At 50.9% G+C, this 19,700-nt stretch carries 34 protein-coding genes; 1 reads left to right on the plus strand and 33 read right to left on the minus strand.

The genetic code is table 11. From position 1 onward, the window contains the following. Window positions 1-12: 12 nt before the first annotated feature. The 22 genes from secY to rpsJ all read right to left on the minus strand — a co-directional run bounded on the left by secY (window position 13) and on the right by rpsJ (window position 10,509). Window positions 13-1,344, minus strand: coding sequence for a preprotein translocase subunit SecY (gene secY / locus AC1MKH_RS22265; RefSeq protein WP_015962746.1), 1,332 nt, complete (start codon window positions 1,342-1,344; stop codon window positions 13-15). A gap of 7 nt (window positions 1,345-1,351) precedes the next feature. Then, window positions 1,352-1,786 (minus strand): 50S ribosomal protein L15, encoded by a 435-nt coding sequence (gene rplO, locus AC1MKH_RS22270; RefSeq protein WP_015962745.1) that lies wholly within the window; start codon window positions 1,784-1,786, stop codon window positions 1,352-1,354. A 3-nt stretch (window positions 1,787-1,789) separates the two neighbouring features. Further along, entirely contained in the window at window positions 1,790-1,969 is a 180-nt protein-coding gene (gene rpmD, locus AC1MKH_RS22275) for a 50S ribosomal protein L30 (RefSeq protein ID WP_001140434.1), read from the minus strand. Window positions 1,970-1,972: 3 nt separating this feature from the next. Continuing rightward, window positions 1,973-2,476 (minus strand): 30S ribosomal protein S5, encoded by a 504-nt coding sequence (rpsE, locus tag AC1MKH_RS22280; protein WP_015962744.1) that lies wholly within the window; start codon window positions 2,474-2,476, stop codon window positions 1,973-1,975. Window positions 2,477-2,490: 14 nt separating this feature from the next. After that, window positions 2,491-2,844 carry a 50S ribosomal protein L18 gene (rplR, locus tag AC1MKH_RS22285; protein ID WP_000358960.1) on the minus strand — a complete coding sequence of 118 codons (354 nt, stop codon included), beginning with the start codon at window positions 2,842-2,844 and terminating at the stop codon, window positions 2,491-2,493. A 9-nt stretch (window positions 2,845-2,853) separates the two neighbouring features. Continuing rightward, entirely contained in the window at window positions 2,854-3,387 is a 534-nt protein-coding gene (rplF, locus tag AC1MKH_RS22290; protein WP_174895458.1) for a 50S ribosomal protein L6, read from the minus strand. A gap of 12 nt (window positions 3,388-3,399) precedes the next feature. Further along, a complete protein-coding gene (gene rpsH, locus AC1MKH_RS22295; RefSeq protein WP_003031127.1) occupies window positions 3,400-3,792 on the minus strand; it encodes a 30S ribosomal protein S8 in 393 nt (130 codons plus the stop codon). A gap of 30 nt (window positions 3,793-3,822) precedes the next feature. Next, entirely contained in the window at window positions 3,823-4,128 is a 306-nt protein-coding gene (gene rpsN / locus AC1MKH_RS22300; RefSeq protein WP_003863291.1) for a 30S ribosomal protein S14, read from the minus strand. A gap of 10 nt (window positions 4,129-4,138) precedes the next feature. Further along, on the minus strand, window positions 4,139-4,678 hold the full coding sequence (gene rplE, locus AC1MKH_RS22305; RefSeq protein WP_007702494.1) for a 50S ribosomal protein L5: 540 nt from the start codon (window positions 4,676-4,678) through the stop codon (window positions 4,139-4,141). A gap of 14 nt (window positions 4,679-4,692) precedes the next feature. After that, window positions 4,693-5,007, minus strand: coding sequence for a 50S ribosomal protein L24 (gene rplX, locus AC1MKH_RS22310; RefSeq protein WP_015962742.1), 315 nt, complete (start codon window positions 5,005-5,007; stop codon window positions 4,693-4,695). Window positions 5,008-5,017: 10 nt separating this feature from the next. Further along, on the minus strand, window positions 5,018-5,389 hold the full coding sequence (gene rplN / locus AC1MKH_RS22315; protein WP_000613954.1) for a 50S ribosomal protein L14: 372 nt from the start codon (window positions 5,387-5,389) through the stop codon (window positions 5,018-5,020). A gap of 166 nt (window positions 5,390-5,555) precedes the next feature. Then, window positions 5,556-5,810, minus strand: coding sequence for a 30S ribosomal protein S17 (gene rpsQ / locus AC1MKH_RS22320; RefSeq protein WP_015962741.1), 255 nt, complete (start codon window positions 5,808-5,810; stop codon window positions 5,556-5,558). Then, window positions 5,810-6,001: a 50S ribosomal protein L29 gene (rpmC, locus tag AC1MKH_RS22325; RefSeq protein WP_015962740.1), complete on the minus strand. Its 192-nt coding sequence runs from the start codon at window positions 5,999-6,001 to the stop codon at window positions 5,810-5,812. The genes rpsQ and rpmC overlap by 1 nt, the downstream gene beginning before the upstream one ends. Then, a complete protein-coding gene (gene rplP / locus AC1MKH_RS22330; RefSeq protein ID WP_002919759.1) occupies window positions 6,001-6,411 on the minus strand; it encodes a 50S ribosomal protein L16 in 411 nt (136 codons plus the stop codon). The genes rpmC and rplP overlap by 1 nt, the downstream gene beginning before the upstream one ends. A 12-nt stretch (window positions 6,412-6,423) precedes the next feature. Continuing rightward, on the minus strand, window positions 6,424-7,122 hold the full coding sequence (rpsC, locus tag AC1MKH_RS22335) for a 30S ribosomal protein S3 (RefSeq protein ID WP_006817277.1): 699 nt from the start codon (window positions 7,120-7,122) through the stop codon (window positions 6,424-6,426). Between the two features lie 17 nt (window positions 7,123-7,139). Then, complete coding sequence (gene rplV, locus AC1MKH_RS22340) at window positions 7,140-7,472, minus strand: 50S ribosomal protein L22 (protein WP_002919773.1); 333 nt, start codon at window positions 7,470-7,472, stop codon at window positions 7,140-7,142. 14 nt (window positions 7,473-7,486) lie between these two features. Continuing rightward, window positions 7,487-7,765 carry a 30S ribosomal protein S19 gene (rpsS, locus tag AC1MKH_RS22345; RefSeq protein ID WP_001138117.1) on the minus strand — a complete coding sequence of 93 codons (279 nt, stop codon included), beginning with the start codon at window positions 7,763-7,765 and terminating at the stop codon, window positions 7,487-7,489. 16 nt (window positions 7,766-7,781) lie between these two features. Continuing rightward, complete coding sequence (gene rplB, locus AC1MKH_RS22350) at window positions 7,782-8,603, minus strand: 50S ribosomal protein L2 (protein WP_015962739.1); 822 nt, start codon at window positions 8,601-8,603, stop codon at window positions 7,782-7,784. 17 nt (window positions 8,604-8,620) lie between these two features. Beyond that, window positions 8,621-8,923, minus strand: a complete 303-nt coding sequence (rplW, locus tag AC1MKH_RS22355; protein ID WP_000617546.1) for a 50S ribosomal protein L23 — start codon at window positions 8,921-8,923, stop codon at window positions 8,621-8,623. Continuing rightward, entirely contained in the window at window positions 8,920-9,525 is a 606-nt protein-coding gene (gene rplD, locus AC1MKH_RS22360; protein ID WP_000424395.1) for a 50S ribosomal protein L4, read from the minus strand. The genes rplW and rplD overlap by 4 nt, the downstream gene beginning before the upstream one ends. 10 nt (window positions 9,526-9,535) lie before the next feature. Next, on the minus strand, window positions 9,536-10,165 hold the full coding sequence (rplC, locus tag AC1MKH_RS22365; protein ID WP_231826062.1) for a 50S ribosomal protein L3: 630 nt from the start codon (window positions 10,163-10,165) through the stop codon (window positions 9,536-9,538). 32 nt (window positions 10,166-10,197) lie between these two features. Beyond that, a complete protein-coding gene (gene rpsJ, locus AC1MKH_RS22370) occupies window positions 10,198-10,509 on the minus strand; it encodes a 30S ribosomal protein S10 (RefSeq protein WP_001181005.1) in 312 nt (103 codons plus the stop codon). Window positions 10,510-10,884: 375 nt separating this feature from the next. Between rpsJ and AC1MKH_RS22375 the strand changes: the two genes are divergently transcribed. After that, window positions 10,885-11,349, plus strand: coding sequence for a prepilin peptidase (locus AC1MKH_RS22375; protein ID WP_276224736.1), 465 nt, complete (start codon window positions 10,885-10,887; stop codon window positions 11,347-11,349). Here the strand turns inward: AC1MKH_RS22375 and bfr are convergent. The 11 genes from bfr to fkpA all read right to left on the minus strand — a co-directional run bounded on the left by bfr (window position 11,346) and on the right by fkpA (window position 19,542). Continuing rightward, entirely contained in the window at window positions 11,346-11,822 is a 477-nt protein-coding gene (bfr, locus tag AC1MKH_RS22380) for a bacterioferritin (protein ID WP_015962736.1), read from the minus strand. The genes AC1MKH_RS22375 and bfr overlap by 4 nt on opposite strands. A gap of 71 nt (window positions 11,823-11,893) precedes the next feature. Next, window positions 11,894-12,088 (minus strand): bacterioferritin-associated ferredoxin, encoded by a 195-nt coding sequence (gene bfd, locus AC1MKH_RS22385; protein WP_015962735.1) that lies wholly within the window; start codon window positions 12,086-12,088, stop codon window positions 11,894-11,896. A gap of 177 nt (window positions 12,089-12,265) precedes the next feature. Beyond that, on the minus strand, window positions 12,266-13,450 hold the full coding sequence (gene tuf, locus AC1MKH_RS22390) for an elongation factor Tu (protein WP_003031109.1): 1,185 nt from the start codon (window positions 13,448-13,450) through the stop codon (window positions 12,266-12,268). 70 nt (window positions 13,451-13,520) lie between these two features. Beyond that, on the minus strand, window positions 13,521-15,635 hold the full coding sequence (gene fusA / locus AC1MKH_RS22395) for an elongation factor G (RefSeq protein WP_276218628.1): 2,115 nt from the start codon (window positions 15,633-15,635) through the stop codon (window positions 13,521-13,523). Window positions 15,636-15,731: 96 nt separating this feature from the next. Continuing rightward, on the minus strand, window positions 15,732-16,202 hold the full coding sequence (gene rpsG, locus AC1MKH_RS22400; protein ID WP_003023657.1) for a 30S ribosomal protein S7: 471 nt from the start codon (window positions 16,200-16,202) through the stop codon (window positions 15,732-15,734). 95 nt (window positions 16,203-16,297) lie between these two features. Beyond that, window positions 16,298-16,672 carry a 30S ribosomal protein S12 gene (gene rpsL, locus AC1MKH_RS22405; RefSeq protein ID WP_000246815.1) on the minus strand — a complete coding sequence of 125 codons (375 nt, stop codon included), beginning with the start codon at window positions 16,670-16,672 and terminating at the stop codon, window positions 16,298-16,300. Between the two features lie 124 nt (window positions 16,673-16,796). Then, entirely contained in the window at window positions 16,797-17,084 is a 288-nt protein-coding gene (gene tusB / locus AC1MKH_RS22410; protein WP_276218639.1) for a sulfurtransferase complex subunit TusB, read from the minus strand. A gap of 7 nt (window positions 17,085-17,091) precedes the next feature. Continuing rightward, window positions 17,092-17,451, minus strand: coding sequence for a sulfurtransferase complex subunit TusC (tusC, locus tag AC1MKH_RS22415; protein WP_276218641.1), 360 nt, complete (start codon window positions 17,449-17,451; stop codon window positions 17,092-17,094). Further along, the gene (tusD, locus tag AC1MKH_RS22420) at window positions 17,451-17,837 is read right to left on the minus strand and encodes a sulfurtransferase complex subunit TusD (RefSeq protein WP_276218643.1); all 387 of its coding nucleotides are present in this window, start codon (window positions 17,835-17,837) and stop codon (window positions 17,451-17,453) included. Before tusD ends, tusC begins: the two co-directional genes overlap by 1 nt. Next, a complete protein-coding gene (locus AC1MKH_RS22425) occupies window positions 17,837-18,559 on the minus strand; it encodes a helix-turn-helix transcriptional regulator (protein ID WP_015962730.1) in 723 nt (240 codons plus the stop codon). The genes tusD and AC1MKH_RS22425 overlap by 1 nt, the downstream gene beginning before the upstream one ends. Before the next feature lie 164 nt (window positions 18,560-18,723). Then, on the minus strand, window positions 18,724-19,542 hold the full coding sequence (gene fkpA / locus AC1MKH_RS22430; RefSeq protein WP_276218647.1) for an FKBP-type peptidyl-prolyl cis-trans isomerase: 819 nt from the start codon (window positions 19,540-19,542) through the stop codon (window positions 18,724-18,726). Window positions 19,543-19,700 lie beyond the last annotated feature (158 nt).

Here is a 19,700-nt window from a genome sequence, read left to right on the forward strand (position 1 = left end):
TCGGGCGACCAATTATCGGCCGTAGCCTTTCAGGTTCGCCTTCTTCAATGCAGACTCGTACTGACTTGACATCATCAGAGTTTGCACTTGAGCCATAAAGTCCATAATCACGACAACAACGATAAGCAGTGAGGTCCCACCGAAGTAGAACGGTACTTTCATTGCATCACGCATGAACTCCGGGATCAGGCAGATAAAGGTAATATACAACGCACCAACCAGGGTCAGGCGGGTCATTACTTTATCGATATACTTCGCCGTTTGCTCTCCCGGACGAATTCCTGGTACAAATGCACCGGACTTCTTCAGGTTATCTGCTGTTTCACGCGGGTTGAAGACCAACGCCGTGTAGAAGAAACAGAAGAAGATGATCGCAGACGCATAGAGTAACACATAAAGCGGTTGCCCAGGCTGCAAATACAGCGAAATTGTTGTCAGCCAGTTCCAACCAGTCCCGCCCCCGAACCATGACGCGATGGTTGCCGGGAACAGAATAATACTGGAAGCGAAGATTGCCGGGATTACCCCTGCCATATTCACTTTCAGCGGTAAATGTGTGCTCTGTGCAGCATAGACACGACGACCTTGCTGACGTTTCGCGTAGTTTACCACAATGCGGCGTTGACCACGCTCAACAAATACAACAAAGAACGTCACTGCAAATACTAATACTGCAACCAACAGCAACAGGAGGAAGTGCAGGTCGCCTTGACGCGCTTGCTCGATAGTATGGGCAATGGCTGGCGGGAGTCCCGCAACGATACCAGCGAAGATAATGATTGAGATACCGTTACCGATACCGCGCTCAGTAATCTGTTCGCCGAGCCACATCAGGAACATGGTCCCTGTAACCAGACTTACAACAGCGGTGAAATAGAATGCAAAGCCTGGGTTAATAACCAGGCCCTGCATACCAGGCATATTCGGCAGACCGGTAGCAATACCGATCGACTGGAATATTGCCAGCACCAGAGTACCGTAGCGGGTGTACTGGCTGATCTTACGACGACCAGACTCCCCTTCTTTCTTAATTTCTGCCAGCGTTGGATGAACCACCGTCAGCAGCTGGATGATGATCGACGCCGAAATATACGGCATGATCCCCAGAGCAAAGATAGAAGCACGGCTGAGAGCACCACCAGAGAACATGTTAAACATCTCAATGATGGTGCCTCGCTGTTGCTCAAGCAGTTTGGCAAGTACAGCGGCATCAATACCAGGGATCGGAATGAAAGAGCCAATACGGAACACAATAAGCGCACCGATTACAAACAGCAGTCTGCGTTTCAGCTCGCCTAAGCCACCTTTGGCACTTTGAAAATCTAATCCCGGTTGTTTAGCCATCTGCTACTTATTCCTCGATTTTACCGCCAGCAGCTTCGATAGCAGCACGAGCGCCTTTAGTAACACGCAGGCCACGAACAGTTACCGGAGTAGTGACTTCACCAGCCAGGATCACTTTCGCGAACTCGATCTGGATACCGATAATGTTAGCTGCTTTCAGCGTGTTCAGGTCTACAACACCGCCTTCCACTTTCGCCAGGTCAGACAGACGGATTTCCGCTGTAATCGCTGCTTTGCGAGAAGTGAAGCCGAATTTCGGCAGACGACGGTACAGAGGCATCTGACCACCCTCGAAACCACGACGTACGCCACCGCCAGAACGAGACTTCTGACCTTTGTGACCACGACCGCCGGTTTTACCGAGGCCAGAACCGATACCACGACCCAGACGGCGACCCGCCTTTTTAGAGCCTTCGGCCGGAGACAGAGTATTTAAACGCATCTCTTACTCCTCAACTTTAACCATGAAGGAAACCGCGTTGACCATACCACGAACAGCAGGAGTATCCTCGCGTTCTACGGTGTGACCAATACGACGCAGACCCAGGCCAAGCAGCGTTGCCTTGTGTTTCGGCAGACGACCGATTGCACTGCGGGTTTGAGTAATTTTAATAGTCTTTGCCATGGTTTATTTCCCCAGAATTTCTTCAACGGATTTACCACGCTTGGCAGCGACCATTTCCGGAGATTTCATATTTTCCAGACCATCGATAGTTGCACGAACCACGTTAATCGGGTTGGTGGAACCATACGCTTTAGCCAGAACGTTACGAACTCCAGCGACTTCCAGAACGGCGCGCATTGCACCACCGGCGATGATACCGGTACCTTCGGAAGCCGGCTGCATGAATACACGAGAACCCGTGTGAGTACCCTTAACTGGGTGCTGCAGGGTGCCGGTATTCAGCGCGACGTTAATCATATTGCGACGGGCTTTTTCCATCGCTTTCTGGATCGCTGCTGGAACTTCACGCGCTTTACCGTAACCAAAACCTACGCGACCGTTACCATCGCCTACTACAGTCAGAGCTGTGAAGGAGAAAATACGACCACCTTTAACGGTTTTAGATACGCGGTTTACCGCGATCAGCTTTTCCTGCAGTTCGCCAGCTTGTTTTTCGATGTGAGCCATCTTACACCTCTACCTTAGAACTGAAGGCCAGCTTCACGGGCAGCATCTGCCAGTGCCTGGACACGACCATGATATTGGAACCCGGAACGGTCAAAGGATACATCTTTGATGCCTTTTTCCAGAGCGCGTTCAGCAACAGCTTTACCCACAGCTGCAGCCGCGTCTTTGTTACCGGTGTACTTCAGTTGTTCAGCGATAGCTTTTTCTACAGTAGAAGCAGCTACCAGAACTTCGGAACCGTTCGGTGCAATTACCTGTGCGTAAATATGACGCGGGGTACGATGTACCACCAGGCGAGTTGCGCCCAGCTCCTGGAGCTTGCGGCGTGCGCGGGTCGCACGACGGATACGAGCAGATTTCTTATCCATAGTGTTACCTTACTTCTTCTTAGCCTCTTTGGTACGCACGACTTCGTCGGCGTAACGAACACCCTTGCCTTTATAAGGCTCAGGACGACGGTAGGCGCGCAGATCCGCTGCAACCTGACCGATCACCTGCTTATCAGCGCCTTTCAGCACGATTTCAGTTTGAGTCGGACATTCAGCAGTGATACCCGCAGGCAGCTGATGGTCAACCGGGTGAGAGAAACCTAAAGACAGGTTTACTACATTCCCTTTAACCGCTGCACGATAACCTACACCAACCAGCTGTAGCTTCTTAGTGAAGCCTTCGGTAACACCGACAACCATTGAGTTCAGCAGGGCACGCGCGGTACCAGCCTGAGCCCATCCATCTGCGTAACCATCACGCGGACCGAAGGTCAGTGCATTATCTGCATGTTTAACTTCAACAGCATCGTTGAGAGTACGAGTCAGCTCGCCGTTTTTACCTTTGATCGTAATAACCTGACCGTTGATTTTTACATCAACGCCGGCAGGAACAACGACCGGTGCTTTAGCAACACGAGACATTTTTTCCTCCGATTAGGCTACGTAGCAGATAATTTCGCCACCAAGACCAGCTTGGCGCGCTGCACGATCAGTCATAACACCTTTAGAGGTAGAAACAACTGCGATACCCATGCCGGCCATAACTTTCGGCAGCTCATCTTTACGTTTGTAGATGCGCAGACCTGGGCGGCTGACACGCTGAATGCTTTCTACAACAGCTTTACCCTGGAAATACTTGAGAGTAAGTTCCAGTTCCGGCTTGGTGTCGCCTTCAACTTTAAAATCTTCAATAAAACCTTCTTCCTTCAGCACGTTGGCAATTGCCACTTTCAGCTTGGAGGAAGGCATGGTGACCGCAGCTTTGTTCGCGGCCTGACCGTTACGGATACGGGTCAGCATATCCGCGATCGGATCTTGCATGCTCATCTGTCTTTACTCCCGTGATTCAATTGGTAATTACCAGCTAGCCTTTTTCAAGCCTGGTACTTCACCGCGCATAGCGGCTTCACGAAGCTTAATACGGCTCAACCCGAACTTGCCCACATAACCATGCGGACGACCTGTTTGACGGCAGCGGTTACGCTGACGAGACGGGCTGGAATCACGCGGCAGACTCTGCAGCTTCAGAACAGCGTTCCAACGATCTTCATCGGAAGCGTTCACATCAGAGATGATAGCTTTCAGTTCAGCGCGTTTAGCGAAGAATTTATCAGCTAAAGCTACGCGTTTTACTTCGCGTGCTTTCATTGATTGCTTAGCCATTCAGTAACCCTTACTTGCGGAACGGGAAGTCAAAGGCAGCCAGCAGAGCACGGCCTTCTTCGTCAGATTTCGCAGTAGTGGTAATGGTAATATCCAAACCACGCACGCGGTCGACTTTATCGTAGTCGATTTCTGGGAAGATGATCTGCTCACGGACACCCATGCTGTAGTTACCACGGCCATCGAATGACTTAGCGGACAGGCCACGGAAGTCACGGATACGCGGTACAGCAATAGTGATCAGGCGCTCAAAGAACTCCCACATGCGTTCGCCACGCAGAGTTACTTTACAGCCGATCGGATAGCCCTGACGGATTTTGAAGCCTGCAACTGATTTGCGTGCTTTGGTGATCAGCGGTTTTTGACCGGAGATTGCTGCCAGGTCAGCTGCTGCGTTATCCAGCAGTTTCTTGTCAGCGATCGCTTCACCAACACCCATGTTCAGGGTGATCTTCTCGACCCGAGGGACTTGCATGACAGAATTGTAGTTAAACTCAGTCATGAGCTTGTTAACTACTTCGTCTTTGTAGTAATCATGCAGTTTCGCCATCGTACTACTCCAAATTACTTGATAGTTTCGCTGTTAGACTTGAAGAAACGGACTTTTTTGCCGTCTTCGAATCTAAAGCCTACACGGTCGGCCTTGCCGGTTGCCGCATTGAAGATTGCAATGTTAGAGATCTGAATAGCTGCTTCTTTCTCAACAATGCCGCCTGGTTGGTTCAGGGCCGGAACCGGCTTCTGATGTTTTTTAACCAGGTTGATACCTTCAACAATGACCTTGCCGGAAGACAGGACATTTTTTACTTTACCGCGTTTACCTTTATCTTTACCGGTTAACACGATAACTTCGTCATCACGACGGATCTTCGCTGCCATGATTCGCTCCTTAGAGTACTTCTGGTGCCAGAGAGATAATTTTCATGAACTTCTCGTTACGAAGTTCACGAGTTACCGGCCCAAAAATACGCGTACCGATAGGCTGCTCACTGTTATTGTTTAAAATAACGCATGCATTACCATCGAAGCGAATGACAGAACCGTCCGGGCGACGAACACCCTTCTTGGTGCGCACCACTACCGCCTTCAGCACATCACCTTTTTTGACCTTACCACGCGGAATTGCTTCCTTGATGGTGATCTTGATGATGTCGCCTACGCCTGCGTAGCGACGGTGCGAGCCACCCAGAACCTTGATACACATTACGCGACGTGCACCGGAGTTGTCGGCGACGTTCAGCATAGTCTGTTCTTGGATCATTTTAGTGCTCCGCTAATGTCAACTACTACTGAGACCCGAAAATCAGGCCATTAAAAAGCCCCATATATCGAGGGCGCGGCATTATAACACCACTCTCAAGATATGGGTAGAAAAAATAAACGGCTCATCGCTGAGCCGTTTATTCGTATCGAGAACGAGTACTGTATTACAGAACCGCTTTCTCTACAACGCGAACCAGCGTCCAGGACTTAGTCTTGGACAGCGGACGGCATTCGCGGATTTCAACCACGTCACCGGTACCGCATTCGTTGTTCTCGTCATGTACGTGCAGTTTGGTCGTACGTTTGATGAATTTACCGTAGATCGGGTGTTTCACAAAACGTTCGATAGCAACAACAATGGATTTCTCCATTTTCGCGCTAACGACGCGACCTTGCAGAGTACGGATTTTATCGGTCATTACGCACCCGCCTTCTGAGTCAGTAAAGTCTTAACACGTGCAACATCACGACGCACTTGCTTCAGCAGATGAGTCTGTTGCAGCTGGCCACTTGCAGCCTGCATGCGCAGGTTGAACTGCTCACGCAGCAAGTTCAGCAGCTCAGCGTTCAGATCTTCAACGCTTTTTTCACGCAGCTCTTTTGCTTTCATTACATCACCGTCTTAGTTACAAAGGTGGTTTTGATCGGCAGTTTCGCGGCTGCGAGGCCGAATGCTTCACGGGCCAGCTCTTCCGGTACACCGTCCATTTCATACAGGACTTTGCCCGGCTGAATCAAGGCAACCCAATACTCCACGTTACCTTTACCTTTACCCATACGAACTTCAAGAGGCTTCTCGGTAATCGGTTTGTCCGGGAATACACGGATCCAGATTTTACCTTGACGCTTCACTGCACGGGTCATAGCACGACGTGCTGCTTCGATCTGACGTGCAGTCAGACGACCACGGCCAACAGCTTTCAGACCGAAAGTGCCGAAGCTAACATCCGTACCCTGCGCCAGACCGCGGTTACGGCCTTTGTGCACTTTACGGAATTTTGTACGCTTTGGTTGTAACATCAGCGACGCTCCTTATTTACGGCCTTTACGCTGCTGCTTTTTAGGTTGAGCAGCCGGTTCCGGTTGTTCAACAGCAGCCATACCACCCAGGATCTCACCTTTGAAGATCCATACCTTAACGCCGATTACACCGTAAGTGGTGTGCGCTTCAGAGGTGTTGTAGTCGATGTCAGCACGCAGAGTGTGCAGCGGTACGCGACCTTCGCGGTACCATTCGGTACGTGCGATTTCCGCGCCGCCCAGACGGCCGCTAACTTCAACTTTGATACCTTTAGCGCCCAGACGCATTGCGTTCTGTACAGCACGCTTCATAGCACGACGGAACATAACGCGACGTTCCAGCTGAGAAGTGATGCTGTCAGCAACCAATTTAGCGTCCAGTTCAGGCTTACGAACTTCGGCGATATTGATCTGAGCAGGAACGCCAGCGATATCCGCTACGACCTTGCGCAGTTTTTCTACGTCTTCGCCTTTCTTACCGATAACGATACCCGGGCGAGCAGTGTGAATAGTCACACGGATGCTCTTAGCCGGACGCTCGATAACGATACGAGATACGGACGCTTTTGCCAGTTCCTTCGTCAGGTACTGACGTACTTTAAAATCGCTGTCCAGGTTGTCAGCGAATTCTTTGGTGTTCGCGAACCAGGTAGAGTTCCATGGTTTGACAATACCCAGGCGAATACCATTAGGATGTACTTTCTGACCCATTGCTAGTCTCCAGAGTCTCAGCGATCGGACACAACCACAGTAATGTGGCTGGTGCGCTTCAGGATGCGATCTGCACGACCTTTTGCACGCGGCATAATGCGCTTCATGCTCGGGCCTTCGTCTACGAAAATTTTCGCAACTTTCAGATCGTCAATGTCAGCGCCATCGTTGTGTTCAGCGTTAGCAATGGCAGATTCCAGTACTTTCTTGACCAGTACAGCCGCTTTCTTATTGGTGTAGGTCAGAATATCCAGGGCCTGCGACACTTTCTTACCGCGAATCAGGTCAGCAACAAGGCGAACCTTCTGAGCAGAAGAACGAGCATGGCGATGTTGAGCTAAAGTTTCCATCTCTTCCTCCTACCTTATTTCTTCTTCGCTTTTTTATCAGCAGCATGGCCGCGATAAGTACGAGTCGGTGCGAATTCACCCAGTTTGTGACCAACCATTTCGTCGGTAACAAAGACTGGAACGTGCTGACGACCATTATGGACAGCGATGGTCAAACCGATCATGTTAGGAAAGATCGTTGAACGACGGGACCAAGTGCGCAGGGGCTTCTTGTCTCCGCTTTCCACCGCTTTCTCTACCTTCTTCAGCAAGTGCAGGTCAATAAAAGGACCTTTCTTGAGAGAACGTGGCATGGCTTATCCTCTAAAATTATTTGCTACGGCGACGTACGATGAATTTATCAGTACGCTTGTTGCTGCGGGTCTTCTTACCTTTGGTCTGCAGGCCCCACGGGGATACCGGGTGCTTACCAAAGTTACGACCTTCACCACCACCATGTGGGTGATCGACTGGGTTCATCGCAGTACCGCGAACGGTAGGACGAACACCACGCCAGCGTGCAGCACCTGCTTTACCCAGAACGCGCAGCATATGCTCAGCATTGCCAACTTCGCCCAGAGTTGCACGGCAGTCTGCTTCGACTTTACGCATTTCACCAGAACGCAGACGCAGGGTGACATAAGCACCATCGCGAGCAACGATCTGAACGTAAGTACCAGCGGAACGTGCCAGCTGACCGCCTTTACCTGGTTTCATTTCTACGTTATGAACGGTAGAACCAACCGGGATATTGCGCATCGGCAGGGTGTTACCTGCTTTGATTGCAGCATCAACGCCAGACTGAATCTGGTCGCCAGCTTTCAGGCCTTTAGGGGCCAGGATGTAACGGCGTTCGCCATCTTTGTACAGAACCAGCGCGATGTTCGCGGAGCGGTTCGGATCGTACTCAAGACGTTCAACTGTTGCCGGGATACCGTCTTTGTTGCGTTTGAAGTCAACAATACGATAAGCCTGCTTATGGCCACCACCGATGTGACGAGTGGTGATACGGCCATTGTTGTTACGACCACCGGATTTGCTGTTTTTTTCCAGCAACGGAGCAAAAGGTTTGCCCTTGTGCAGCTCAGGGTTAACCACTTTAACTACGTGGCGACGACCCGGAGATGTCGGTTTACATTTAACAACTGCCATTGTATTACTCCTCCGACTTACTCAGCGCCGCCAACGAAGTCCAGATTCTGGCCTTCTTTCAGGGTGACGTAAGCTTTTTTCCAGTCGCTACGACGACCGATACGCTGTCCGTGACGTTTAACTTTCCCTTTAACTACCAGGGTGTTAACGACTTCGACTTCGACTTCAAACAGTTTCTGCACAGCAGCTTTGATTTCTGCTTTGGTCGCGTCTTTAGCAACTTTGAGAACGATGGTGTTAGTTTTTTCCATCGCAGTAGACGCTTTTTCAGAAACGTGCGGTGCGCGCAGCACCTTCAGCAGACGTTCTTCACGAATCATGCCAGCATCTCCTCAACTTGCTTAACAGCATCAGCAGTCATTACGACTTTGTCGAAGGCGATCAGGCTAACCGGGTCGATACCCGTTGCATCGCGAACGTCAACCTTGTGCAGGTTACGTGCTGCGAGGAACAGATTTTCGTCCAGCTCACCGGTGATGATCAGCACATCTTCCAGAGCCATGTCTTTCAGTTTCTGTGCCAGCAGCTTAGTTTTAGGCGCTTCTACAGAGAACTTCTCGACAACGATCAGACGATCCTGACGTACCAGTTCGGACAGAATGCTTTTCAGCGCGCCGCGGTACATCTTTTTGTTAACTTTTTGACTGTGGTCCTGCGGACGAGCAGCGAAGGTCACGCCACCGGAACGCCAGATCGGGCTCTTGATAGAACCTGAACGCGCACGGCCGGTACCTTTCTGGCGCCATGGTTTTTTACCAGAACCAGTTACTTCAGCACGAGTCTTCTGAGCACGAGTACCCTGACGAGCACCAGCTGCATAAGCAACAACAACCTGGTGAACCAGCGCTTCGTTGAAATCACGACCGAAGGTAGTTTCGGAAACAGTCAGCGCGCTCTGCGCGTCTTTCAATACTAATTCCATTGCTATCCCCTTACGCCTTCACAGCTGGTTTAACGATCAGGTCGCTACCGGTTGCACCCGGGACCGCACCTTTCACCAGCAGCAGGTTGCGCTCAGCGTCAACACGTACTACGTCCAGGCTCTGAACGGTGACACGTTCGTTACCCAGCTGACCTGCCATTTTCTTGCCTTTGAACACTTTGCCCGGAGTCTGGTTCTGACCGATAGAACCCGGAACGCGGTGAGACAAGGAGTTACCGTGAGTAGCGTCCTGGGTACGGAAGTTCCAGCGCTTAACGGTACCAGCAAAACCTTTACCTTTAGAGGTACCGGTTACGTCAACTTTTTTAACTTCAGCAAACAGTTCGACGCTGATGTTCTGACCAACGGTGAATTCTTCACCCTCTGCCAGACGGAATTCCCACAGGCCGCGGCCAGCTTCTACGCCAGCTTTAGCGAAATGGCCAGCTTCCGGCTTGGTTACACGGTTTGCTTTTTTAGCACCGGTGGTAACCTGAACAGCACGATAGCCGTCGTTAGCCAGGTCTTTAACCTGAGTAACACGGTTTGCTTCAACTTCGATTACGGTTACTGGGATAGAAACGCCATCTTCAGTGAAGATGCGGGTCATACCCACTTTTTTACCGACTAAACCAATCATTGTATCAACCTCTCAATCGCTCGATGACCTGATTAACCCAGGCTGATCTGCACGTCTACACCGGCAGCCAGGTCCAGACGCATCAGAGCATCAACGGTTTTCTCGGTTGGCTCAACGATGTCAACCAGACGCTTGTGAGTGCGAATTTCGTACTGATCACGCGCGTCTTTGTTAACGTGCGGAGAGATCAGAACGGTAAAGCGCTCTTTGCGGGTCGGCAGCGGGATCGGACCGCGAACCTGCGCACCAGTGCGCTTGGCAGTCTCGACGATTTCCGCGGTTGATTGATCGATCAGACGATGATCAAACGCTTTAAGGCGGATACGGATTCTTTGGTTCTGCATGAGACCAGAGCTCCAATTATTTTATAGACGAAATGATTACTCCTCATACCCATTACGATTGATGGGAGAGTGTAACCGTTCTTACGTAGTTCCCCGATTGGGAACATTGTTGATGACCAAAGAGCGCCATCGGGTTCATATCGAACCGCTGTCAATATTAGACAAGCCCGCGCATTATACGCAAATACCAGCGTGAAGCAAGGGGTGTTTAGAAATTAGTCATGACGATTTGCGTTGCTGCCCGCATCCCGCACTGTAAAAGATGTCATCACGTGAGAAATACCGGAAAGCGACTCGTAGCACTGTGTTTTGCCTTTTGCGCCCAGAGCGAGCCTTCGCCACACTCGTGGCCTGGACAACTTACCGGAGGCGAGTATGGCTTATGCTCCCCTGCCCTTCTTCATTTTCTACACGCTATTAACACTGGCGCTTAGCTGGCATGACTGGCGTACCGGTCTGCTGCCGGACAGACTGACCTGTCCGCTCTTGTGGGGCGGCGTGCTGTATCACCTGTGCCTTTACCCTGCGCAGTTATCTTTATCGCTGTGGGGAGCCATCGGAGGATACGTCGCCTTTGCGCTGATTTACTGGGGATATCGGGGCGTTCGCCATCGGGAAGGGTTAGGCTATGGCGATGTGAAATTACTTGCCGCGCTGGGTGCATGGCATGGCTGGCAGGTGCTTCCTGAGCTGATACTCTCTGCCGCGTTGTTGGCCCTGCTCTTTATCAGCCTGTCAGCGTTCTACCAGTGCAAGTGGCAGGCAATAAAAAACCCGCTGCCATTTGGCCCATTTCTGGCCACAGCGGGTTTCATCCTATTCGGGCTTAGGGTGTTTTAGTCTTCGACTTTGATTTGCGACTGTAGATAATTTTGCAGGCCAATCTTGCCGATCAGGTCAAGTTCGGTTTCCAGCCAGTCGATATGATGCTCTTCTTCACTGAGGATGTTGATAAGCATATCGCGGCTCACATAGTCATGAACGCTGTCGGCGTAGGCAATGGCTTCACGAAGGTCTTTCGCGCCTTCCAGCTCAAGACGAAGATCCGATTGCAGCATCTCTTCCACATCTTCGCCAATTTGCAGTTTGCCCAGATCCTGGAGATTCGGTATCCCTTCGAGAAATAAAATACGCTCGATATATTTATCTGCGTGCTTCATCTCATCAATTGATTCGTGATACTCGATATCGTTGAGGCGCATCAGGCCCCAGTTTTTGAACATTCTCGCATGGAGAAAGTATTGGTTGATTGCGACAAGCTCATTTCCCAATAATTTATTGAGATAATTTATAACCTTAACATCACCTTTCATTATGTAGTCCCTCCGCTTCCACTTATTGAAGCGTAGATCGGGCTACAGGGATGTCAAAAAAAGAATCAGGCTCAGGCGATTTCCTGATATTCCGGCATCTGCGTTAATTCGTCTTCCATCACTTCGCGGGCCGCACGTACGCACTTACCGCATTGATTTCCCACGGGTATAAATTTGCGTAATTGCTGGAAAGATTGAGGATGAAACTGGCGAACTACCTGGCGAATTTTTTTATCGCTTACACCGTTACACAAACAAACGTACATAATGACTCCCGCTTAATTTATGAACAGAGTGTAAATGAGAATAGTTATGATTACAATAGTAGATGACAAATGACGCAGCGGGTGCGCATTTTTAAATAAAAAATGAATGCTGGAATAATAGACAGCAAAAAGGGCGCCGAAGCGCCCTTTTTAAGCTCAAAACTAATTAATTAATAATTAGCTCATTACTTTAGCAACAACGCCCGCGCCAACGGTACGGCCGCCTTCACGGATTGCGAAACGCAGACCGTCGTCCATCGCGATCGGGTGGATCAGGGTAACAACCATTTTGATGTTGTCGCCCGGCATTACCATCTCTACGCCTTCCGGCAGTTCGATGGTACCAGTCACGTCAGTAGTACGGAAGTAGAACTGCGGACGGTAGCCTTTGAAGAACGGAGTATGACGGCCGCCTTCATCTTTGGACAGGATATAAACTTCAGATTCGAATTTGGTGTGCGGCTTGATAGAACCCGGCTTAGCCAGTACCTGACCACGTTCGATTTCTTCACGTTTGATACCACGCAGCAGAACACCAACGTTCTCACCAGCACGGCCTTCGTCCAGCAGTTTGCGGAACATTTCAACGCCAGTACAGGTAGACTTAGCAGTCTCTTTGATACCAACGATTTCAACTTCTTCACCAACTTTGATGATACCGCGTTCTACACGACCGGTAACAACGGTACCACGACCGGAGATGGAGAATACGTCTTCGATCGGCAGCAGGAACGGCTTGTCGATAGCACGTTCTGGTTCCGGGATGTAAGAATCCAGGAAGCCAGCCAGTTCGATGATTTTCGCTTCCCACTCTGCTTCGCCTTCCAGCGCTTTCAGAGCAGAACCACGAACGATCGGAGTGTCGTCGCCCGGGAAGTCGTACTGAGACAGAAGTTCACGAACTTCCATTTCTACCAGTTCCAGCAGCTCTTCGTCATCAACCATGTCGCATTTGTTCAGGAACACGATGATGTACGGAACGCCTACCTGACGACCCAGCAGGATGTGCTCACGAGTCTGCGGCATCGGGCCGTCAGTCGCAGCAACAACCAGGATCGCGCCGTCCATCTGCGCAGCACCGGTGATCATGTTTTTAACATAGTCGGCGTGGCCTGGGCAGTCTACGTGCGCGTAGTGGCGAGTCGGGGTGTCATATTCAACGTGGGAAGTGTTGATGGTGATACCACGAGCTTTTTCTTCCGGTGCGTTATCGATCTGGTCGAAAGCACGAGCAGCACCGCCGTAGGTTTTAGCCAGTACGGTGGTGATTGCAGCGGTCAGAGTAGTTTTACCGTGGTCGACGTGGCCGATAGTACCAACGTTGACGTGCGGTTTTGTACGTTCAAATTTTTCTTTAGACACGGCTATATTCCTTACTATAGTGCTCTCCCCTTCAGGAGAGAGCACGGGACTTAGGTTTTAACCCCGGGGATTATTTACCACGGGCTTCGATTACGGCCTGAGCAACGTTGTTCGGCGCATCATCATACTTCAGGAATTCCATAGTGTATGATGCACGACCTTTGGTCAGAGAACGCAGCTGAGTTGCATATCCGAACATTTCAGACAGCGGAACTTCAGCGTGGATCTTAACGCCAGTTACTTCAGATTCCTGACCGCGCAGCATACCGCGACGACGGCTCAAGTCACCGATAACATCACCAGTGTTCTCTTCCGGAGTTTCTACTTCAACCTTCATGATCGGCTCAAGCAGAACAGGTTTTGCTTTCTTAAAGCCTTCTTTAAAGGCGATAGAAGCAGCCAGTTTAAACGCCAGTTCAGAGGAGTCAACGTCGTGGTAAGAACCGAAGTGCAGACGAACACCCATGTCTACAACCGGGTAACCAGCCAGCGGACCAGATTTCAGCTGTTCCTGGATGCCTTTATCAACGGCCGGGATGTATTCGCCAGGAATTACACCACCTTTAATGTCGTTGATGAACTCGTAACCTTTCGGGTTAGAGCCCGGCTCCAGCGGGTACATGTCGATAACGACGTGACCATACTGACCGCGACCACCAGACTGTTTAGCGTGTTTACCTTCAACATCGGTAACTTTCTGACGAATCGCTTCGCGGTAAGCAACCTGCGGTTTACCGACGTTCGCTTCAACGTTGAATTCACGTTTCATACGGTCAACGATGATGTCGAGGTGCAGCTCACCCATACCAGCGATGATGGTCTGGTTAGATTCTTCGTCAGTCCATACGCGGAATGACGGGTCTTCTTTAGCCAGACGGCCCAGAGCCAGACCCATTTTTTCCTGGTCAGCTTTGGTTTTCGGTTCTACTGCGATGGAGATTACCGGCTCAGGGAATTCCATACGTTCCAGAATGATCGGCGCATCTTGATCACACAGAGTGTCACCAGTGGTTACGTCTTTCAGACCGATTGCAGCAGCGATATCGCCCGCGCGAACTTCTTTGATCTCTTCACGTTTGTTAGCGTGCATCTGAACGATACGACCGAAACGCTCACGTGCAGCTTTCACGGAGTTCAGTACGGTATCACCAGAGTTAACCACACCGGAGTACACGCGGAAGAAGGTCAGGTTACCTACGAACGGGTCGGTAGCGATTTTGAACGCCAGAGCAGCGAACGGCTCGTCATCACTTGCGTGACGCTCAGCCGGCGTGTCTTTACCGTCGTCCAGGATACCGTTGATCGCCGGAACGTCTACTGGGGATGGCAGGTAATCAATTACCGCATCCAGCATCGCCTGAACACCTTTGTTCTTGAACGCAGAACCACAGGTTACCAGGATGATTTCGTTGTTCAGAACGCGCTGACGCAGAGCACCTTTGATTTCTGCTTCAGTCAGTTCTTCACCACCCAGGTATTTCTCCATCAGCTCTTCAGAAGCTTCCGCAGCGGATTCCAGCAGGTTCTGGTGCCATTCGTCAGCCAGTTCCTGCATATCTGCCGGGATATCTTCGTAGGTGAAGGTTACACCTGCGTCTTCTTCGTTCCAGTTGATGGCTTTCATTTTCACCAGGTCAACAACACCGGTGAAATGTTCTTCAGCACCAATTGCCAGCTGCAGCGGAACCGGGTTCGCGCCCAGACGGGTTTTGATCTGACCAACAACTTTCAGGAAGTTTGCACCCATGCGGTCCATTTTGTTAACGAACGCAATGCGTGGAACTTTATATTTGTTAGCCTGACGCCATACGGTTTCAGACTGTGGCTGAACACCACCAACTGCGCAGTAAACCATTACCGCACCATCGAGAACACGCATGGAACGTTCTACTTCGATTGTGAAGTCAACGTGCCCCGGGGTGTCGATGATGTTTACGCGGTGCGGTTCATACTGCTTAGCCATACCAGACCAGAATGCAGTAGTCGCTGCGGAAGTGATGGTAATACCACGTTCCTGCTCCTGCTCCATCCAGTCCATGGTAGCCGCGCCGTCGTGAACTTCACCGATTTTGTGGTTTACACCGGTGTAGAACAGAATACGTTCGGTAGTAGTGGTTTTACCGGCGTCGATGTGCGCACTGATACCGATGTTACGGTAGCGTGCGATGGGTGTTGTACGAGCCATTTGATTCCTCGTTTATCTTTTTAGGCGTTCAGTTAAGTAACCCAAAGCGGGCTGCTTCGCTGAAGCGCCCGCCTGGTGACTAATACTCCGAAGGGATTACCAACGGTAGTGTGCGAACGCCTTGTTGGCTTCTGCCATACGGTGAACGTCTTCACGTTTCTTAACTGCAGTACCTTTGTTTTCTGCAGCATCAGAAAGTTCGTTCGCCAGGCGCAGAGCCATGGATTTATCACCGCGTTTACGAGCAGCTTCAACGATCCAACGCATTGCCAGAGCATTACGACGGACCGGACGGACTTCAACTGGTACCTGATAAGTAGAACCACCAACGCGGCGAGACTTAACTTCGACAGTCGGGCGCACGTTTTCGAGAGCTACTTCGAAAGCTTCCAGTTCATTTTTACCAGAGCGCTGAGCCAGGGTCTCCAGCGCGCTGTATACGATAGTTTCTGCAGTAGATTTTTTACCATCTACCATCAGGATGTTGACAAATTTAGCCAGCAGTTCTGATCCGAACTTAGGATCCGGCAGGATTTTACGCTGACCAATGACGCGACGACGTGGCATGGAAATACTCCGTTGTTAATTCAGGATTGTCCAAAACTCAAAGAGTTTAGTTTGACATTAATTTAAAACGTTTGGCCTTACTTAACGGAGAACCATTAAGCCTTAGGACGCTTCACGCCATACTTGGAGCGAGCTTGCTTACGGTCTTTAACGCCGGAGCAGTCAAGCGCACCACGAACGGTGTGGTAACGAACACCCGGAAGGTCTTTTACACGACCGCCACGGATCAGGATCACGGAGTGCTCCTGCAGGTTATGACCTTCACCACCAATGTAGGAGGTCACTTCAAAACCGTTAGTCAGACGAACACGGCAAACTTTACGCAGTGCGGAGTTCGGTTTTTTAGGAGTGGTAGTATATACACGAGTACATACGCCACGTTTCTGCGGGCAGGCTTCCAGTGCAGGCACGTTGCTTTTTGCAACTTTGCGAGCACGTGGTTTGCGAACCAGCTGGTTAACTGTTGCCATTAAATAGCTCCTGGTTTTAGCTTTTGCTTCGTAAACACGTAATAAATCGCCTCATATAATATGAGGACGCAGAATTTTAGGGCGGTGTCGAAAAGGTGTCAAGAAATATACAACAACCTGGCATCTACCAGGCCATCTGAGACGCATGTTTTACCGCCAGCCTGACGAAGTCAGTATAGCCAACCCTGACGACACTGTTCGAAATTTGACCGCATAGCCCACGCGCTTCAACATCTTCATTCAGCACGAACAGGGATATGGGGGCGGAACGGAGAATATCAAGAAAGCGGCTGCCTTCAATTGCGGCCACAACGCCATCAGAGCGAAGCAGCAGGTCATCCCCCTCTTTCACCATGCGCAGCAGCGCGGTGATGTCCGTATGCCAGGGAGAAGTACTTAGGGTATGCAGCATAGAGGCCTCAGAAGCGGAGAATCACATCATAGCCATCAAGCTGCTGACGAAGCGCATCGGGCTCCAGCAACTCAACGTCTGTGACAAAGGCCGCGGCCGCACTTAAGCCGCGCTCACGCAGCGACGCCGCGCACAGCCAGACGTTCTCAATATCGTAGAGCGACATCAGCTTAAAGGTAGCGATGTAGTCGCGCGCCAGCACCGCTGACGGCTTTTGATCGCTCAACAGCTGAAACACCCCGTCGCCGATGAAAAATACGCCGAGCTCTTCGCTTAATGCGGATGCGGCCAGCAGGGCATCGAGCCCTTCACGCCCGGAGGCGCTCCCGTGCGGCGCCGTCGAAAAAACAAAAGCGACACGTTTCATCAGAACTGCACCATGCGATCGCAGGTCAACGCGGCTTGCGCCAGCGCACCCAACCCGCTCAGGGAAAACCCCGGCTGAAGATTAAAAGCTGGCAGTGACAGATTTTTCGCTTCAGTCTCGTCCGTCACACCACGACGTAGCGCCGCCGCCACGCAAATATGCAGCTCGACGCCCTGTTCATCATGCAGCCGCTGCCAGCCACGCACCACGTCGAACTCATCGCTGGCAGGCGCAGTAAGCTGATTGGCGTTATAGACGCCCTCGCGATAAAAGAACACGCAGGCAAGCTCGTGACCTTCACTCAGCACCGTCTGCGCAAACTGCAGCGCGCTGCTGGCGTGTTGCGTCCCGTAGGCCGGGCCGGTCACCATGATGGCAAAACGCATTACTTATCTTGCCCCACAAAGTCGCCGCTTTTGAACTGGCGAATGTAGAGATACACCGTGTGTTTGGAGATGTTCAGGCGGTCGGCCACCTGATTAATCGCATCCTTGATATCGAAGATTCCTTTCTCGTAAAGATTAAGCACGATCTGGCGGTTTTTAGCGTTATTGGAAACGTTGCGATCGGCATTCACCTCTTCGATCGTGAACTCCAGCGTCTGGGTCACCAGGTCTTCAACCGAAGAGGCAAAGTTAACCTGCGAGTTCACTTCCGGCGTTTCCGGCGGAATAAAGGTGTTCATGATTTGTGAGAAAGGCACATCAAGGTTCATGTTGATGCACAGCAGCCCAATGACGCGTTGTTCGCGATTGCGGATCGCGATGGTCACGGACTTCATCAGCACGCCACTTTTGGCACGAGTAAAATAGCATTTGGAAACACTGCTATCTGCGCCGGTCATATCGTGCAGCATGCGCAGGGCCAGGTCGGTAATCGGCGAGCCGATTTTCCGTCCGGTATGTTCACCGTTAGCGATTCGAATAGCCGAGCACTTCAGGTCCTGCAAAGAATGCAGCACAATTTCACAATGGGAACCAATGAGCATCGCTAACCCGTCCACGACCGCTTCGTAGGACTTCAGGATCTCGAAATCGGTTTTATCGAAAGGACGTTGATCCAGTAAATCAAGTTCACTGGTTTCGTTGGTTAAAAGCGACCTGGACATGTAAAAAAGCACTCCTTTTCAGGAGCCTGTCGTTATGTTGTCAGGGCAGGCTCATCACTAATAGGGGGATCTAAAGTAATACGCGCACCTGGCGCTTTCCAGCATTAATTATATCAGGCAGGTAATAAAAAGCCGCCGCCCAATGGGCGGCGGCTATCAGACTCTTATTTTTTGTCTACGGTTGCAGCTTTCTCAGCTGGCGCAGCGTCAGCTTTCGCGTCCGCTTTTGGTGCTGGCTTAACGTCTAACAGTTCAACGTCGAAGACCAGGGTGGAGTTAGCCGGGATACCCGGAACGCCGGTTTTACCGTAAGCCAGATCCGGTGGGATAACCAGCTTGATTTTGCCGCCTTTTTTGATGTTTTTCAGGCCTTCAGTCCAGCCTGGGATCACGCCATCAAGACGGAAGGAGAGCGGCTCGCCACGAGTGTAAGAGTTATCGAACTCTTTACCGTCGATCAGCGTACCTTTGTAGTTTACTACCACAGTGTCGCTATCGGTCGGCGCGCTACCGGTACCCGCTTTCTCTACTTTGTACAGCAGGCCAGTTGAAGAGGTTTTCACATCTTTCTCTTTGGCGAATTTCGCGCGGTACTCTTTACCTTTCGCTTCGTTATCCGCGGCGTCTTTCTCCATCTTCGCCTGAGCGGAAGACTTCACGCGCGCTTCGAAAGCCTGCAGGGTTTGCTCGATTTCCTGATCGGACAGTTTGCTCTTATCAGCAAACGCGTCCTGAACACCGGCGATCAGCTGATCTTTATCCAGTTTGATGCCCAGTTTTTCCTGTTCTTTCAGGGAGTTTTCCATGTAACGACCCAGCGATGCACCCAGTGCATAGGCGGATTTCTGGTCGTCGTTTTTGAAAGCGGATTTGCTTTCTGCGGCTGCTGCGGTTTTCGCAGAGTCAGCGGCAAACGCCAGCGGCGCATTCAGTGCAACGGCCATCGTGGTTGCCAGAAGCGTTACTTTAAACAGTGATTTCATCCATCTCTCCAGGGCCGGGGCCTCTCGCCCCAAGATTTACTAAGTGAGAAGCGTACTATATAGCCTTGCAGAACAAATCTACATACGAACGCTCCTGATTCTCGACACTTTTCAGACTATTTTTGTTTAAATTAGTTTCCCCATTGACGAAGGAATGC

Source organism: Pseudocitrobacter sp. CD920760 (assembly GCF_057782505.1).

What these genes read in the sequence shown, in the direction of transcription:
- secY (WP_015962746.1), bottom strand. Translation starts at nt 1,344, where the DNA reads ATGGCTAAACAACCGGGATTAGATTTTCAAAGTGCCAAAGGTGGCTTA.
- rplO (WP_015962745.1), bottom strand. Translation starts at nt 1,786, where the DNA reads ATGCGTTTAAATACTCTGTCTCCGGCCGAAGGCTCTAAAAAGGCGGGT.
- rpmD (WP_001140434.1), bottom strand. Translation starts at nt 1,969, where the DNA reads ATGGCAAAGACTATTAAAATTACTCAAACCCGCAGTGCAATCGGTCGT.
- rpsE (WP_015962744.1), bottom strand. Translation starts at nt 2,476, where the DNA reads ATGGCTCACATCGAAAAACAAGCTGGCGAACTGCAGGAAAAGCTGATC.
- rplR (WP_000358960.1), bottom strand. Translation starts at nt 2,844, where the DNA reads ATGGATAAGAAATCTGCTCGTATCCGTCGTGCGACCCGCGCACGCCGC.
- rplF (WP_174895458.1), bottom strand. Translation starts at nt 3,387, where the DNA reads ATGTCTCGTGTTGCTAAAGCACCGGTCGTTGTTCCTGCCGGCGTTGAT.
- rpsH (WP_003031127.1), bottom strand. Translation starts at nt 3,792, where the DNA reads ATGAGCATGCAAGATCCGATCGCGGATATGCTGACCCGTATCCGTAAC.
- rpsN (WP_003863291.1), bottom strand. Translation starts at nt 4,128, where the DNA reads ATGGCTAAGCAATCAATGAAAGCACGCGAAGTAAAACGCGTAGCTTTA.
- rplE (WP_007702494.1), bottom strand. Translation starts at nt 4,678, where the DNA reads ATGGCGAAACTGCATGATTACTACAAAGACGAAGTAGTTAACAAGCTC.
- rplX (WP_015962742.1), bottom strand. Translation starts at nt 5,007, where the DNA reads ATGGCAGCGAAGATCCGTCGTGATGACGAAGTTATCGTGTTAACCGGT.
- rplN (WP_000613954.1), bottom strand. Translation starts at nt 5,389, where the DNA reads ATGATCCAAGAACAGACTATGCTGAACGTCGCCGACAACTCCGGTGCA.
- rpsQ (WP_015962741.1), bottom strand. Translation starts at nt 5,810, where the DNA reads ATGACCGATAAAATCCGTACTCTGCAAGGTCGCGTCGTTAGCGCGAAA.
- rpmC (WP_015962740.1), bottom strand. Translation starts at nt 6,001, where the DNA reads ATGAAAGCAAAAGAGCTGCGTGAAAAAAGCGTTGAAGATCTGAACGCT.
- rplP (WP_002919759.1), bottom strand. Translation starts at nt 6,411, where the DNA reads ATGTTACAACCAAAGCGTACAAAATTCCGTAAAGTGCACAAAGGCCGT.
- rpsC (WP_006817277.1), bottom strand. Translation starts at nt 7,122, where the DNA reads ATGGGTCAGAAAGTACATCCTAATGGTATTCGCCTGGGTATTGTCAAA.
- rplV (WP_002919773.1), bottom strand. Translation starts at nt 7,472, where the DNA reads ATGGAAACTTTAGCTCAACATCGCCATGCTCGTTCTTCTGCTCAGAAG.
- rpsS (WP_001138117.1), bottom strand. Translation starts at nt 7,765, where the DNA reads ATGCCACGTTCTCTCAAGAAAGGTCCTTTTATTGACCTGCACTTGCTG.
- rplB (WP_015962739.1), bottom strand. Translation starts at nt 8,603, where the DNA reads ATGGCAGTTGTTAAATGTAAACCGACATCTCCGGGTCGTCGCCACGTA.
- rplW (WP_000617546.1), bottom strand. Translation starts at nt 8,923, where the DNA reads ATGATTCGTGAAGAACGTCTGCTGAAGGTGCTGCGCGCACCGCACGTT.
- rplD (WP_000424395.1), bottom strand. Translation starts at nt 9,525, where the DNA reads ATGGAATTAGTATTGAAAGACGCGCAGAGCGCGCTGACTGTTTCCGAA.
- rplC (WP_231826062.1), bottom strand. Translation starts at nt 10,165, where the DNA reads ATGATTGGTTTAGTCGGTAAAAAAGTGGGTATGACCCGCATCTTCACT.
- rpsJ (WP_001181005.1), bottom strand. Translation starts at nt 10,509, where the DNA reads ATGCAGAACCAAAGAATCCGTATCCGCCTTAAAGCGTTTGATCATCGT.
- AC1MKH_RS22375 (WP_276224736.1), top strand. Translation starts at nt 10,885, where the DNA reads ATGGCTTATGCTCCCCTGCCCTTCTTCATTTTCTACACGCTATTAACA.
- bfr (WP_015962736.1), bottom strand. Translation starts at nt 11,822, where the DNA reads ATGAAAGGTGATGTTAAGGTTATAAATTATCTCAATAAATTATTGGGA.
- bfd (WP_015962735.1), bottom strand. Translation starts at nt 12,088, where the DNA reads ATGTACGTTTGTTTGTGTAACGGTGTAAGCGATAAAAAAATTCGCCAG.
- fusA (WP_276218628.1), bottom strand. Translation starts at nt 15,635, where the DNA reads ATGGCTCGTACAACACCCATCGCACGCTACCGTAACATCGGTATCAGT.
- rpsG (WP_003023657.1), bottom strand. Translation starts at nt 16,202, where the DNA reads ATGCCACGTCGTCGCGTCATTGGTCAGCGTAAAATCCTGCCGGATCCT.
- rpsL (WP_000246815.1), bottom strand. Translation starts at nt 16,672, where the DNA reads ATGGCAACAGTTAACCAGCTGGTTCGCAAACCACGTGCTCGCAAAGTT.
- tusB (WP_276218639.1), bottom strand. Translation starts at nt 17,084, where the DNA reads ATGCTGCATACCCTAAGTACTTCTCCCTGGCATACGGACATCACCGCG.
- tusC (WP_276218641.1), bottom strand. Translation starts at nt 17,451, where the DNA reads ATGAAACGTGTCGCTTTTGTTTTTTCGACGGCGCCGCACGGGAGCGCC.
- tusD (WP_276218643.1), bottom strand. Translation starts at nt 17,837, where the DNA reads ATGCGTTTTGCCATCATGGTGACCGGCCCGGCCTACGGGACGCAACAC.
- AC1MKH_RS22425 (WP_015962730.1), bottom strand. Translation starts at nt 18,559, where the DNA reads ATGTCCAGGTCGCTTTTAACCAACGAAACCAGTGAACTTGATTTACTG.
- fkpA (WP_276218647.1), bottom strand. Translation starts at nt 19,542, where the DNA reads ATGAAATCACTGTTTAAAGTAACGCTTCTGGCAACCACGATGGCCGTT.